The sequence below is a fragment of the Nocardioides sp. NPDC057577 genome (assembly GCF_042801335.1).
Classification (GTDB): domain Bacteria; phylum Actinomycetota; class Actinomycetes; order Propionibacteriales; family Nocardioidaceae; genus Nocardioides.
This window is the reverse complement of the sequence record NZ_JBHVGB010000066.1, coordinates 1-12379: the sequence shown is the minus strand read 5'-3', so window position 1 is coordinate 12379 and position 12379 is coordinate 1. Positions and strand designations below refer to the sequence as shown.

Sequence of the window (12379 nt, the reverse complement as noted above, 5' to 3'; positions counted from 1 at the left end):
GCCTAGCGGCTACGGCGGCTCAACCAACGGCGCTTCGGCTTTGCCGAAGCCTCCGTGTCGAGTGCGGCGGCCGCCCGGGCGAACGAGTCACGTAGGGAGGGGTAGACGAGCTCGATCTCGGGGTGCTCGTGGAGGGTCTGGGCGATCCGGCGGGTGAGCCGCTTGCCGACGGTGGCGATGTGCCTGACGACCGCGTCGACCTCGTCGTCGGTGAGCTGTTGCGGGTGGAAGGGCTTCTGCGGCTTCCGGCGCAACAGCTCCCGCATGGGCTCGAGGGAGTCGATGTCATACCGCAGTGCCAGCGCGCGCAGCTCGTCGTCGGCGACCTTCCGGAGCCGCTCGTGGTCGGCCGGCGGCATCAGCGTGTAGCTGGTCGGCCCGAGGGGGCAGGACTGGAGGTGGACGTCGAGGCGTTCCTGCAGCTGCGGCCCGAGCGGGAGGACGTTGAGCGCGCGCTTGATCTCGAGCGCGTGCAGCGAGTAGGAGAGGTTGACCTGCCTCAAGGACAGGTCGCCGAGCCCGGCGGTGTCGATCCCGGCGGTGTGGAGCAGGTCGGTGAGCAGGTTGTCGCCGACGAAGAGCTCGGGGAGGTAGGGCCGGAGGACGAGCCGCGAGCGCACCGCTTCGGAGTCGAGCGCGTTGTAGAGGTGCTGGTGACCCAGCCATCCGCCGTACGCATCAGGGGACGCCTCGAACGGATCGACGTGCCCCAGCCGCTTGACCCGCTGGTTGTAGTCGGACTCCAGGAAGGCGAGGGGATCGCGGACGTACAGGACGAACCGGGCGTGCGGCGGCAGCAGCTCGGTGATCCCGGGCAGCTCGGGCAGGAACGCCTCGGAGGAGAGCAGGAGGGTGTGGCATCCGCTGGCCTCGAACTCCCCGAGCGTCCTGGTCACCTCCCGGGCCGAAGCCACGAAGAGATGGCCCGAGCGCTCCATCAGCGAGCCGGCGTTCCCGGCGCTGATGCCGTTCTTGTCGACGCTGTGCCGAGGGTAGAAGATGCCGGCTCTGGCGAGCTTCTCCGTGTTGGTGTGGAAGAACGCCTGGACCGCGGAGGTGCCCGTCTTGGGGAGGCCGGCGTGGACGACGATGGACTTCACAGGGACCGATCCGGTAGGCGTCAGAGTGCCCTCCGCGATCGACTTGCCGGTGTCCGAGCACCGGCGAGGTCGGGGATGGTGCCGAGGGCGTCTACACCGTATCGACTCACGTCATCGGGGCAAGCCCGCCGCTCAGCCGAGGTATCCCAGACTGCGGATCCGCCCGATCTCGTCGCGGAGCTCGCCGTGGGCGGCGTTGTCCGCAGCCCGCCCGCCGGCCACGTAGTGGCTCTCCTGCGCCGTGGTGCCGTCGTAGACGACCGTGAACCGGTGTCCGACACTCGCGTTGATGAGCCCGCCGAGGAGCGCGACCGGGTCGGAGCGGTCCTCCAGCGACAACACCCGCGTGGTCTCCGGAACCCGCGGCGCTGCCGCGCCGGGAGCACCCACGGTGACCACCTGGTCCACGACGTACGCAGCCCCGGCCGTCGCCGCGATCGCGGCCGCCGCGGTGCCACCGGCCGCGGCACCGACCAGCATCACGTGCGAGCCGGCCTCGACCGCCTCCTCGATGGTCCGTGACGCGGTGGCGATGTAGTCGGAGAGGTCACCCGAGACGAGCCTCAGGCGTCGGCTGCCAGCGTACGGACCCGGCAGATAGGCGATGTAGCGGCCCGGCGCCGTCTTCTGGACCGCGACGCCGGTCTCGGTCGCCTCGAGAGTGCGGATCAGCTCCTCGATGGTGGCCGGGGTGGCGGCGGTGACGTCGCCGACCGGGGTGTCCTCCTCGGTGGCGGCCAGCGCCGCGCCGACGTCACGCAGCGCGTGCCCGGCGTCGGTCGTGAAGGCGTCGATGCCGGCGGCACGCAGCGCGCCGGCGGTGGCTGCCCCGGCCTCGTCGCCGCGCGGGAAGTCGGCGGTGAGCAGCGAGCGCAGCTCCAGCGACTCGAGCAGCCCGCCGCCGGTGGCGATGTGGTCCATCAGCTCGGGATGGCCCTGGGCGAGCTCGCCGAGATAGGCGGTGACGCCCTCACGGTCGAGCGCGTCGGTCTCGATCAGACCGGCGGACAGCAGCGACCCGCCGAGCTCGACCTCGGGGGCGAGGTAGTCGAGCGCGTTGGCCGCGATGGCGCCCAGCGTGCTGCGGGCAGCGGCCTGGAGCTCGTCGATCCAGCGGTAGGTCTGCACGGTCGCCCGCACCGAGAGCGCGTCGGCGTCGAGCGCCTGACCGAGCCCGAGGACGCCGCCCTTCTCGGAGATCGCGGCCCGGATCTCCTCCTCCGCCGGCTCCCAGGTCTTCGCGGAGAGCTCTGCCGAGGAGGTGACGTCGTCGTCGGTCAGGATCGCAGGCCCGAGCTCGGCCCACTCGCGCAGCTGCGCGCCGGCGTCGCCGATGGAACCGGCCAGGCCGAGGATCTGCGCGTACTTGTCCTCCGGACCCGCGGGCGGAAGCACCGAGTCGGGGGCGCCGCTCGGGACCGGTCCCAGGCGGTTGATCGGATCATTGGACGAAGTCGGGCTCATCGGGCCACCTCCGCGAGAACAGGGGCAAGGTCTGCGGCGAGCTCGGACGGCTCCACGCTGGTGATCAGCAGTGTCAGCTCGCCATCGAGCGACACCGTTCGCATCGAACGCCAGCCGTCGTTGACCAGCGTCCAGGAGACCGTGCCGATCAGCGGGTTCTCCGGATCGACGGTCGTCGCGACGATGGCGCGCAGCCGACCGTGGGCCTCGGTGGACAGTGCCTCGAGGGCCCTCGAGACGACTACGTCGCCGTCGGTCAGCACCGGCACCAGGTCGCCGCGCCCGGTGCGTAGCGCTTCGAAGACGGCGTCAGCGGTCGCGAACGGGACCTCCAGCTGCTCGGGCACCGCCGAGGTCAGCCGGGCGGTTTCACCCGGCACCGTCGCGGTGCGGCCGAGCTCTGTCGACCAGGCCGCCGAGGGATACCAGGAGAGCTCGAAGACGAGCCCGTCCACGGTGGCGAGCGAGGCGGCGGCCTCTCCCTTCTGCCGGTGCCAGGCGCGGCCACGGAGGCCGTCGACGACGACATCGAGGTCGATCACCACCTCCGGGGTCGCCAGGAGCCCCAGCGCGCCGGCGATCCCGGCGTCGAGGGTTCCGTCGGCGTCGAGGAGCTCGCGGCGCCGCAGCGAGGTGCTGCCCTCGCCGAAGCCGGCGACGGCGTGGGCCAGGGCCTCGGCCTCGGCTGCCGAGCGGGTCTGTCCCAGGCGGGCGTCGAGCCCGTCATCGAGGTGCGTCGCCACCTCGAACGGCAGCGGAGCCCCGATGGCCTCGCAGGCGTGGGTGAGCTCGGGGAGGGTCAGGCCGACGCGGCGGGGCACCCCTGCCCACGGCTCGGTCGGCGCCGCCGGAGCGGGGCCCAGGTCGATCGTGGTCATCGGAAGGTGACCTCCAGCCAGTCCTTGTGGCCCGGCTCAGGGGCCTCGAATCCGTCGAGCGCGTCCTCGGCGATCAGCGCCTCGGCGCGAGCCTCGGCCTCCGCGATCTGCTCCTTGAACAGGTCGACCTGCTTGAGGTGCTTGGCCATGGCGTCGGCCGCGCGGTCATGCTTCTCGGCCGAGCTCCGCAGTGCGGTGGCACGCTCCTTCAGCCGCCCACGGAGGGACTCGGCAGCCCGACCGTGCCACGGCACGGCCTCGGCCTGGGTCACCAGCTTGTCGGCACTCGCGCGGATGTCGTCCGCCTGCTCTCGCAGACGGCTCACCCGACGACGGATCACGTCGCTGTCGCCGTACATATCCCTCCTTGGACAGGTCTCTGTGATGGTCCTACCCCGTTGGAGCGGTTCTAAACGTAAAATCGTGAACTTTCTCGAAATCGCCTCCTGTCGTGGACGGCGACCGTCGGTGTTCAGTAGATCGCGCCGGGTTCCTCGGTGACCTCTGGCAGGATCGCGCCGTTCTCCAGGGCGTTGGCGCCGGGGATCTCGTCGATGAAGATCGCCAGGCTCTCCTTGGCGTCTCCGGTGACTTCGGACCACGCGTCGGCGATTCCGTGGATGAGCTTCGCTCGCACCTCCTGCGAGCGGCCCGCGCGGATCAACCCGACCATCCGGGGCGCGTCGATCGCCTTGCCGGCCACGAAGAGGCTGCCACGCGGGACTTCGACGAACGAGCAGTAGACGTATGCCCCCGAGGCGCCGGTGACCTCGGTGTGCACCCTCGTCGTCGCCGCGGCGACCTCGGCCTTGTGCTGCAACGTCGCACCGCCGGCCGGGACCGTGAACTGGTAGTAGGGCACTGGGCCACCTCCGTGAGCCGCGCTGACCGAGCCCAGTTAGACTCGAATTGAGTCTGACTCTAGCGGCGTACGCGTTCCCTCATCAAGGTATGCAGGCGAAGGCGCACATCCCTGGCGGAGTTCCGCATGGGATGTACGCCTTCCGCTGCATACCTTTCGAGAGGCTCAGGGCATCACTTGCTGACGGGACCGCTCCCCGGTCCGCGCTGCTGTCGCTACCAGGCGTCCGGCTCGAACTCGGCGGTCATCTCCCGCCAGGACACGGGCTCGGCGCAGTGCGTGCAGGTCAGCCGTGGGTCGGCTTCGTGGCCGCAGGCGCGATGGATCAGTCGCACCGGTGGGACGTCGTTCTTGTACTTGTCCCCCCAGGACATCAGGGCGACGAGCACCGGGTAGAGGTCGGCGCCCTTGTCGCTGATCCGGTACTCGTGCCGCGGAGGGTGTTCCTGGTACTGGACGCGATCCAGGATGCCCTCGTCCACCAGGACCCGGAGCCGGTCGTTGAGCACGTTGCTGCCGAGGCCCAGCTTGTGGCGGAAGTGGTCGTAGCGACGTTCGCCGCGGAAGCACTCGCGCAGGATCATCATCGTCCACCGCTCCCCGATCACCGACCAGGTGCGTGCGACGGAGCAGTACAGCTCCTGCAGGTCGTCGTGCTTCATGGCGCCAGTGTAGGACTCCTTTTGAATCCGATGGGTCCGTGCGTCCGCATAGTTGAACCTTTTTTGAGTCTTAGGTGGTTGAGGCCGAAGTTGGCGTGGTCTATAGTCCGACTCAATTCGAGTCTTAGTAGGAGAATGTTCTGACTGAGCAGACTCGACCAGATCTCGACCGCACTGAACAGGGAGAACTCTTTGTCTGCCATGAGTACGACCACCACCCCGGCCGATGTGGCCCGGCAGTGGGCCGATGCCTGGAGCTCGCCGACCCCGGAAGCCTTCGTCGACCTCTACGCGGAGGACGGCGAGTACTTCGACGTGACCTTTGGGGTGCGTCGCCGAGGACACGACCTGATCGCCACCCACCACCGTCTGTGGCGGGCAGCCGTCCCGGACTTCGTGATGTCGGTCGAGGACATCCACACCGGTGACGGGTTCGTGGTCGTGGAGGTGACCGGTCGAGGCACCTTCTCCGGTGACGACCTCGGTGGCGGAAAGATGAAGGCGACCGGTAAGCCCTTCAGCGGTCGTTCGGTCGCCGTCCTGGTGCTGGACCGAGACCTCAAGATCGTCTCGTGCCGGGAGTACTACGACCGGGCAGTGATGCCCGGCGGAGCCGCCACTCCGTTCGGGGAGTGAAGGCCAGGCGGAGCGGGGACTTCCTATCGCAGAACGGTGGAGAGGCGGTCTAGGCCCTGCTCGATCTCGGTCGCCGACCCGGCGAAGGAGAGACGTACGAAGCGGTGTCCGTCGACCGGGTCGAAGTCGACGCCGGGAGCCATCGCGACGCCCGTGCGGTCGAGGATCTGGTGGCACCAGTCCATGGTGTCGTCGGTCCAGCGGCTGACGTCGGCATAGACGTAGAACGCGCCGTCGGCCGGGGCCATCTCGGTGACCCCGAGCGAGCGGAGGCCGTCGAGGAGCACCCCGCGGTTCGTCGCGTAGCGGGTCACGTGACCGTCGAGCTCGGCGTACGCATCCGGGGTGAAGGCCGCCACCGCGGCATGCTGGGCAAGGGTCGGCGGGCAGATGGTGAAGTTGCCGACCAGGACGTCGATCGCGCGTCGCAGATGGGTGGGCGCGAGCAGCCAGCCGATGCGCCATCCGGTCATCGAGAAGTACTTCGAGAACGAGCCGAAGACGACTGCGTCGCGTGAGGTCTCCCAGGCGCTGCGGCCACGGCTGCTGTCGCCACCGTAGGTCAGCCCGTGGTAGATCTCGTCCGAGATCAGCTGGATCCCGGCCTCCTCGCAGTAGCGAGCCAGCGCGGCCAGCTCCTCGGGTAGCAGCATCGTGCCGGTCGGGTTGGCAGGGCTGGCCACCACGAGCCCCTTCAGTCCGACACGTTCGTGGAGCTCCCGCACCTGCTCCACCGTCGGCTGGAAGCGCTCGGCCGCACCGGTCGGGATCTCCACGACCTCGCACCCGAGGGCCGCCAGCACGTTGCGGTAGCAGGGGTAGGACGGCCGGGCCATCGCCACGCGGTCCCCGGTGTCGAAGGCCGCCAGGAACGTCGCCAGGAAGCCGCCGCTCGCGCCCGTGGTCACGACGACGTCGTCGGGGGAGACGTCGATCCCGTGCCACGCCCGATGGTGCCCCGCGATCGCCTGGCGCAGCTCCAGGATCCCCGTCGCCGGCGTATAGCCCAGCGGATCACCGCTCTGCAGCAGCCGCACCGCCTCGGCGCTGACCGCCTGCGGCGCCCCCGTGGACGGCTGCCCCGAGGTGAGCGAGATGAGATCGCCGTACGTCCGCTGTCGCTGAGCCGCTCGTTCGAGCATGTCCATCACGTGAAAGGGAGGCACGTTCGCGCGTTGGGCGACAGTCAAGCGGTCCATGGAACCAAACATTAGGATGCAGTCCCAGAGGTCGGAGGGGGGCCCGGCGAACATGAGCTTCGACGTCCATCAGTTCGACCTGTTCGTGCTGGTCGGCTCTGTGGTCACGCTCCTGGCGATCCTCGCGGTGCGGATGTCGACGAAGGCCGGGCTCCCGTCGCTGCTGATCTACCTGCTGATGGGCGTCCTGCTCGGTGAGTCGGTGCTCGGGATCCGGTTCGACGACGCCGCCCTCGCGCACGCGGTCGGCTTCGGAGCGCTGGCGCTGATCCTGGCCGAAGGTGGTCTGACGACATCGTGGAAGGACGTACGTCCCGCCTTCGGCCTCGGGCTGATGCTGGCCACGGTCGGGGTCGTGATCTCGATCGGGATCGTCGCGGTGGGGGCGCACTACCTGCTCGGGCTGCCCTGGCAGCTGGCGTTCCTGCTGGGGGCGGTGACCTCGCCGACCGACGCGGCTGCGGTGTTCTCGGTGCTACGGGTCGTGCCGCTGCCCAAGAGGCTGACCGGTGTCCTCGAGGCGGAATCGGGGCTCAACGACGCCCCGACCGTGGTGATCGTGACGCTGATCGCCAGCGGTGCGATCGCCGAGCAGCATCCGGTCGTCGTCGCCGGGATCGTGCTGGGCGAGCTCTTGCTGGGCCTCATGGTCGGCCTGGTCGTCGGCTTCGGTGGGGCATGGCTGATGCGGAGGGCCGCGCTGCCCTCCGCCGGGCTCTACCCGCTGGCGGTGATGACGCTGGCCTTCCTGGCCTACGGCGGAGCGACGTGGCTGCACGGGTCCGGGTTCGCGGCGATCTACGTGGCCGCGCTCATTCTCGGCAACTCCGAGCTCCCGCACCGCGGTGCCACCAGGTCCTTCGCCGAGGGCGTCGCCTGGCTGGCCCAGATCGGGCTCTTCGTGATGCTCGGGCTGCTGCTGTCCCCGGGGCGCATCGACCTCCAGACGATCGGCCTCGCGCTCGTCGCCGGCCTGATCCTGACCTTCATCGCCCGGCCCGCCTCCGTGCTGGTCAGCACCGTGGTCTCCCGGATGACGTGGCGCGAGACCGCCTTCGTCTCCTGGGCGGGGTTGCGTGGCGCGGTGCCGGTCGTGCTCACCACCATCCCGCTCGCCGAGGGCGTCGACGGGGCCGAGGAGCTCTTCGACCTGGTCTTCGTGATGGTCGTCGTCTACACGCTGCTGACCGGCCCGACCCTGCCGTGGGTCGCCCGGGTGCTCGGGGTCGCCCGCCCCAACGACCCGCGCTCGCTCGACCTCGACGTCGCTCCGCTGGAGCAGATCGCGGCAGACCTGATCCAGCTCCGGATCCCGCGAGAGTCCCGCCTGCACGGCGTCGAGGTCAGTGAGCTCCGGCTGCCCACGGGGTCGTCGGTGTCGCTGCTGATCCGCGACGGACGGACCATGGTTCCGGAGAGCACCACGGTCCTCCGCTCCCGCGACGTCGTCCTGGTCGTCGTACCCCGCCACCAGCGTGAGCTCGCCGAACGGCGCCTCGAGCTGGTCAGCCGGAAGGGACGGCTCGCAGGCTGGCTGCGCTGATCTGGGCTCGCCCTACTCGACCGGTGGGCTGCAGATCGTGGCGTCCGCCTTGGCGGTGACGGTCTTGTCGCCGCCGGTGACCTCGGGGAAGTTCTCGCCGGTGACGACCACGATGCCCGGGCGGTCGGACTTGGTCTCGACGATCTTCGCGTCGCCGAGCCAGCTCGCGACGAGCGCGGCGGAGGGAGCGTTCTTGTCGGGCGTCCACACCTCGACGGTCCTCAGCTTGGTGCCGCTGGGCGCGTTGCCGGTGGACCCCTTGACGAAGCCCGCGTCGACGAGGTCCGTCATCGCCCGGGTGGCCAGCCCAGACCGCGTGCTCGCGTTGAGCACGGTCACGACCACCTGCGACGGGTAGACCTCGGAGCCCTTCTTGACCGGCGCGTCCACGCACGGCCCGACATCGACCTTCTGCGGGAAGGGTGCGGTCATCGCCTTCCATCCCCAGGCCCCGGCCAGAGCGACCGCGGCGGCGAGGATGGCGAGGATGATGAACGTACGAAGTCCCGTGAGGGCCGAATCGAGCATGACGCCGAGCCTAACCGCTCGGAACTCCCTAGCCGAGGCTGTGCACGCGGGCGTGCAGCACGTTGCGCTGCTGGAGCGCCGCGCGGAGCGCCCGGTGAAGCCCGTCTTCGAGATAGAGCTCGCCGTTCCACTCCACGACGTGGGCGAAGAGGTCGCCGAAGAACGTCGAGTCCTCGTTGAGCAGCGCCACCAGCTGGAGGGTGTCCTTCGTGGTCACCAGCTCGTCGAGGCGGACCGTCCGAGGAGGCAGCGCGGCCCACCCCTTGGTCGTCAGACCATGGTCAGGGTAGGGGCGAGAGTCGCCGACACGCTTGAAGATCACCCTCGTGACTGTATCGCCCTCGGGGCAAAACCCAACATAGAGTCGGCCCATGACGGATGCTGCTGCTCTCTCAGAAGCGGTCGGGCCCGGCTACCAATTCGAGGGTTCCGCCCTCGAGCTCGGGGGCCTGATGGCGGACGCTGAGACGTTGTTGGAGACGCCGATTCGCATTCCACTGGGGATGTTGAACCGGCATGGGCTGGTCGCCGGCGCGACCGGCACGGGAAAGACGAAGACCCTGCAGCTGCTGGCCGAGCAGCTCTCCGCAGCGGGGGTCCCGGTGTTCGCGGCCGACATCAAGGGCGACCTATCCGGTCTGGCCGCGCCGGGTGTGTCGAGCGAGAAGCTGACCGCGCGGGCAGCCTCCGTCGGGCAGGCCTGGCAGGCGCGCGGGTTCCCGGTCGAATACTTCGCGCTGGGCGGCGAGGGCACCGGCATCCCGGTCCGGGTCACGGTCGACGCCTTCGGTCCGACGCTCCTCTCCAAGGTCCTGGATCTCAACGAGACCCAGGAGTCCTCGCTCGGTCTCGTCTTCCACTACGCCGAGAAGGCCGGCCTGAAGCTGGTCGGGCTCGACGACCTGCGGGCGGTGCTGCAGTGGCTGGTCTCCGACGAGGGCAAGGCCGATCTCAAGGGTCTGGGCGGTCTCTCGTCGGCGACGACAGGGGTGATCCTGCGTACGCTCATCGCCTTCGCCGACCAGGGCGCGGACGAGTTCTTCGGCGAGCCGGCGTTCGCCGTCACGGACTTCGTCCGCAACGACGGGGACGCCGGGATCATCTCGCTGCTCGAGCTGCCCAACCTGCAGGACCGGCCGGCGATCTTCTCGACCTTCCTGATGTGGCTGCTCGCCGAGCTGTTCCGGGCGCTGCCCGAGGTCGGTGACGTCGACAAGCCCAAGCTGGTCTTCTTCTTCGACGAGGCGCACCTGCTCTTCAACGACGCCTCCGACGCGTTCCTCGACCAGATCACCAACACGGTCCGGCTGATCCGCTCCAAGGGCGTCGGAGTCTTCTTCGTCACCCAGAAGCCGACCGACGTCCCCGACGACGTGCTCGGTCAGCTCGGCTCGCGCATCCAGCACCAGCTGCGGGTCGCCACGCCCAACGACGCCAAGGCACTCAAGGCCAGCGTCAACACCTACCCGACCTCCTCCTACGACGACCTTGGGGCGGTCATCCAGACGCTCGGGATCGGCGAGGCGATCGTGACCGTCATGAACGAGCGCGGCGCACCGACGCCGGTCGCCTGGACGCGGCTGCGCGCACCCGAGTCGCTGATGGGTCCGGCGGAAGCGGCGGCCATGACGGCTGCCGTGGCGGCCTCCCCGCTGGCGGCGAAGTACACCGCGGCCGTCGACGTCGAGTCCGCCGCCGACCAGCTCAAGGCGAAGACGGACGCGGCGGCGGCCGCCGCGAAGGCCGAGGCCGAGGAGAAGGCCGCGCAGAAGGCTGCCCAGAAGACGGCTTCGAAGAAGTCCTCGGGTTCGCGATCGCGGTCGAAGGACGACGACGACTCGGTGATCGAGACCGTGGTGAAGTCGACGGCCTTCAAGCAGGCCGCGCGGACCGCCGCCAGGGAGCTCGTCAGGGGAATCTTCAAGCGCCGCTGAGCCCGGCCGGTTTCTGATTGGCTCGGGCATGGGCAGAATCCTTATCGTCTGCTCATGCCCGACCTTCTCCTCCGGAACGTACGCATCGTTCCCCTCTCACCTCGGGCGGACGTGCCCGCCGGGGTGGTCGACGTGCTCGTCGTCGACGGTGTCGTCTCGGCGGTCGGAGAGCGCCTGTCCCGACCGGATGGTGTCGAGGCGTACGACGCGGGCGGCCGCTGGGTCATGCCGGGTCTGTGGGACGCCCATACCCACCTCGCTCAGTGGACCCTGCGGGCCAGCAGGCTGGACCTGCACGGGACCCGTTCGCCCGCCGAGGCGCTGGCGCGCGTCGCCGCGGCCGCGCGCGCCCTCGATGAGCAGGGTGAGCCGGGCGAGGCGATCGTCGGGATGGGCCACTCGGCCGGCACCTGGGACCGCTGGGGCACCGTCTCCGAGCTCGACTCGGTCACCGGCGGCATCCCCGCGATCCTGGTCAACCACGACTTCCACCACGCCTGGCTGAACACCGCCGCGCTCGACGCCGTGGACCTGCCGCGCCGCGAGGACATGGTGCAGGAGACGGAGTGGTACCAGGCCTATCCGCGGGTCGCCGAGCTCTTCGAGACCGGCGGGAGCACCCCGGCGGCCTACCGCCGGATGCTGACCCGGACCGCAGCTCTCGGCGTGGTCGGGATGACCGACTTCGAGGTCGGCGTCCGGCTCGAGGACTGGCGGTGGAGGTGGGCCTACGGCTGCGACCTTCTGCGCGTCCGGGTCGCGACGTACGCCGACCAGCTGGACGAGGCGATCGCCGAGGGGCGGCGTACGGGGGACCCGCTGATCGCGGGTGAGGACCGGCTGACGATGGGACCGCTCAAGATCATCAGCGACGGCTCGCTGGGCACACGGACGGCGTGGTGCTGTGACCCGTACGCCGACGACCCGGACAGCTGCGGAGCGCCGAACCAGTCACCGGACGAGCTGCACGGGCTCCTGAGGAAGGCGCACGCCGCCGGCCTCGAGGTGGCCACGCACGCGATCGGTGACCGGGCGGTGTCGGAGGCACTGGCGGCGTACGAGATGACGGGGGCGCGCGGGAGCATCGAGCACGCCCAGCTCGTACGACGCGAGGATCTGCCGCTGATGGCGCGGCTCGGGATCACCGCATCCGTGCAGCCGGCGCACATCCTCGACGACCGCGAGATGACCGAGAACCTCTGGCCCGGGCGGGAGGACCGCTGCTTCGCGACCCGCTGGATGCTCGACGAGGGAGTGCGGATCGCGCTCGGGTCGGATGCTCCGGTTGCGCCCCTCGACCCGTGGCTGGCCATCGCTGCCGCCGTCGGTCGCTCGCGCGACGGCAAGGAGCCGTGGCACCCGGAGCAGGCACTTACCGTCCAGGAGGCGTTGGCGGCGTCGGTCGACGGTCAGCCCACGGTCGCTCCCGGATCACGCGGCGACCTCGCCGTGCTCGACATCGACCCGCTCCGGGCCTCGGTCGGGGATCTCGCCGCGATTGCCCACGGCGGGGTCGTGCTGACCACCGTCGGTGGCCGGATCGTCCACCGCAGCGCCTAGGGCCGGAAAACAA

The 12379-nt window shown here is 69.8% G+C and carries 13 protein-coding genes; 4 read left to right on the top strand and 9 right to left on the bottom strand.

All coding sequences use genetic code 11. The annotated features are described in order from the left end of the window. Positions 1-2 precede the first annotated feature (2 nt). The 6 genes from ACFU7D_RS14930 to ACFU7D_RS14905 all read right to left on the bottom strand — a co-directional run bounded on the left by ACFU7D_RS14930 (position 3) and on the right by ACFU7D_RS14905 (position 4966). Positions 3-1100 carry a hypothetical protein gene (locus ACFU7D_RS14930; RefSeq protein WP_378868257.1) on the bottom strand — a complete coding sequence of 366 codons (1098 nt, stop codon included), beginning with the start codon at positions 1098-1100 and terminating at the stop codon, positions 3-5. Positions 1101-1232: 132 nt separating this feature from the next. After that, entirely contained in the window at positions 1233-2564 is a 1332-nt protein-coding gene (locus ACFU7D_RS14925) for a hypothetical protein (RefSeq protein ID WP_378868254.1), read from the bottom strand. After that, entirely contained in the window at positions 2561-3442 is an 882-nt protein-coding gene (locus ACFU7D_RS14920; RefSeq protein WP_378868252.1) for a hypothetical protein, read from the bottom strand. The genes ACFU7D_RS14925 and ACFU7D_RS14920 overlap by 4 nt, the downstream gene beginning before the upstream one ends. Continuing rightward, entirely contained in the window at positions 3439-3801 is a 363-nt protein-coding gene (locus tag ACFU7D_RS14915; RefSeq protein ID WP_378868250.1) for a hypothetical protein, read from the bottom strand. The genes ACFU7D_RS14920 and ACFU7D_RS14915 overlap by 4 nt, the downstream gene beginning before the upstream one ends. A 113-nt stretch (positions 3802-3914) precedes the next feature. After that, positions 3915-4304, bottom strand: a complete 390-nt coding sequence (locus tag ACFU7D_RS14910) for a tautomerase family protein (RefSeq protein ID WP_378725491.1) — start codon at positions 4302-4304, stop codon at positions 3915-3917. Between the two features lie 215 nt (positions 4305-4519). Beyond that, on the bottom strand, positions 4520-4966 hold the full coding sequence (locus ACFU7D_RS14905) for a winged helix-turn-helix transcriptional regulator (RefSeq protein ID WP_378868247.1): 447 nt from the start codon (positions 4964-4966) through the stop codon (positions 4520-4522). A 201-nt stretch (positions 4967-5167) separates the two neighbouring features. Here ACFU7D_RS14905 and ACFU7D_RS14900 point away from each other — a divergent pair, with 201 nt between their 5' ends. Next, complete coding sequence (locus ACFU7D_RS14900; RefSeq protein WP_378725487.1) at positions 5168-5602, top strand: nuclear transport factor 2 family protein; 435 nt, start codon at positions 5168-5170, stop codon at positions 5600-5602. Between the two features lie 23 nt (positions 5603-5625). Here ACFU7D_RS14900 and ACFU7D_RS14895 read toward each other — a convergent pair whose 3' ends face one another. Then, positions 5626-6744 (bottom strand): pyridoxal phosphate-dependent aminotransferase, encoded by a 1119-nt coding sequence (locus ACFU7D_RS14895; RefSeq protein WP_378868244.1) that lies wholly within the window; start codon positions 6742-6744, stop codon positions 5626-5628. A 109-nt stretch (positions 6745-6853) separates the two neighbouring features. Between ACFU7D_RS14895 and ACFU7D_RS14890 the strand changes: the two genes are divergently transcribed. Continuing rightward, a complete protein-coding gene (locus ACFU7D_RS14890) occupies positions 6854-8344 on the top strand; it encodes a potassium/proton antiporter (RefSeq protein WP_378868241.1) in 1491 nt (496 codons plus the stop codon). A gap of 12 nt (positions 8345-8356) precedes the next feature. On the opposite strand, the gene ACFU7D_RS14885 is transcribed toward ACFU7D_RS14890, so the two are convergent. Both ACFU7D_RS14885 and ACFU7D_RS14880 read right to left on the bottom strand, forming a co-directional pair. Further along, the gene (locus tag ACFU7D_RS14885; RefSeq protein ID WP_378725481.1) at positions 8357-8872 is read right to left on the bottom strand and encodes a LytR C-terminal domain-containing protein; all 516 of its coding nucleotides are present in this window, start codon (positions 8870-8872) and stop codon (positions 8357-8359) included. A gap of 28 nt (positions 8873-8900) precedes the next feature. Continuing rightward, positions 8901-9194, bottom strand: a complete 294-nt coding sequence (locus tag ACFU7D_RS14880) for a type II toxin-antitoxin system VapB family antitoxin (RefSeq protein ID WP_045551249.1) — start codon at positions 9192-9194, stop codon at positions 8901-8903. Positions 9195-9243: 49 nt separating this feature from the next. Here ACFU7D_RS14880 and ACFU7D_RS14875 point away from each other — a divergent pair, with 49 nt between their 5' ends. Next, positions 9244-10806, top strand: a complete 1563-nt coding sequence (locus tag ACFU7D_RS14875) for a helicase HerA-like domain-containing protein (RefSeq protein ID WP_378868238.1) — start codon at positions 9244-9246, stop codon at positions 10804-10806. 54 nt (positions 10807-10860) lie between these two features. Then, positions 10861-12366: an amidohydrolase family protein gene (locus ACFU7D_RS14870; RefSeq protein ID WP_378868235.1), complete on the top strand. Its 1506-nt coding sequence runs from the start codon at positions 10861-10863 to the stop codon at positions 12364-12366. Positions 12367-12379 lie beyond the last annotated feature (13 nt).

Bases quoted from the DNA above. Each gene is read 5' to 3' on its own strand.
- ACFU7D_RS14895 (WP_378868244.1), bottom strand. From the start codon at position 6,744: ATGCTCGAACGAGCGGCTCAGCGACAGCGGACGTACGGCGATCTCATC.
- ACFU7D_RS14890 (WP_378868241.1), top strand. From the start codon at position 6,854: ATGAGCTTCGACGTCCATCAGTTCGACCTGTTCGTGCTGGTCGGCTCT.
- ACFU7D_RS14905 (WP_378868247.1), bottom strand. From the start codon at position 4,966: ATGAAGCACGACGACCTGCAGGAGCTGTACTGCTCCGTCGCACGCACC.
- ACFU7D_RS14920 (WP_378868252.1), bottom strand. From the start codon at position 3,442: ATGACCACGATCGACCTGGGCCCCGCTCCGGCGGCGCCGACCGAGCCG.
- ACFU7D_RS14885 (WP_378725481.1), bottom strand. From the start codon at position 8,872: ATGCTCGATTCGGCCCTCACGGGACTTCGTACGTTCATCATCCTCGCC.
- ACFU7D_RS14900 (WP_378725487.1), top strand. From the start codon at position 5,168: ATGAGTACGACCACCACCCCGGCCGATGTGGCCCGGCAGTGGGCCGAT.
- ACFU7D_RS14915 (WP_378868250.1), bottom strand. From the start codon at position 3,801: ATGTACGGCGACAGCGACGTGATCCGTCGTCGGGTGAGCCGTCTGCGA.
- ACFU7D_RS14870 (WP_378868235.1), top strand. From the start codon at position 10,861: ATGCCCGACCTTCTCCTCCGGAACGTACGCATCGTTCCCCTCTCACCT.
- ACFU7D_RS14875 (WP_378868238.1), top strand. From the start codon at position 9,244: ATGACGGATGCTGCTGCTCTCTCAGAAGCGGTCGGGCCCGGCTACCAA.
- ACFU7D_RS14925 (WP_378868254.1), bottom strand. From the start codon at position 2,564: ATGAGCCCGACTTCGTCCAATGATCCGATCAACCGCCTGGGACCGGTC.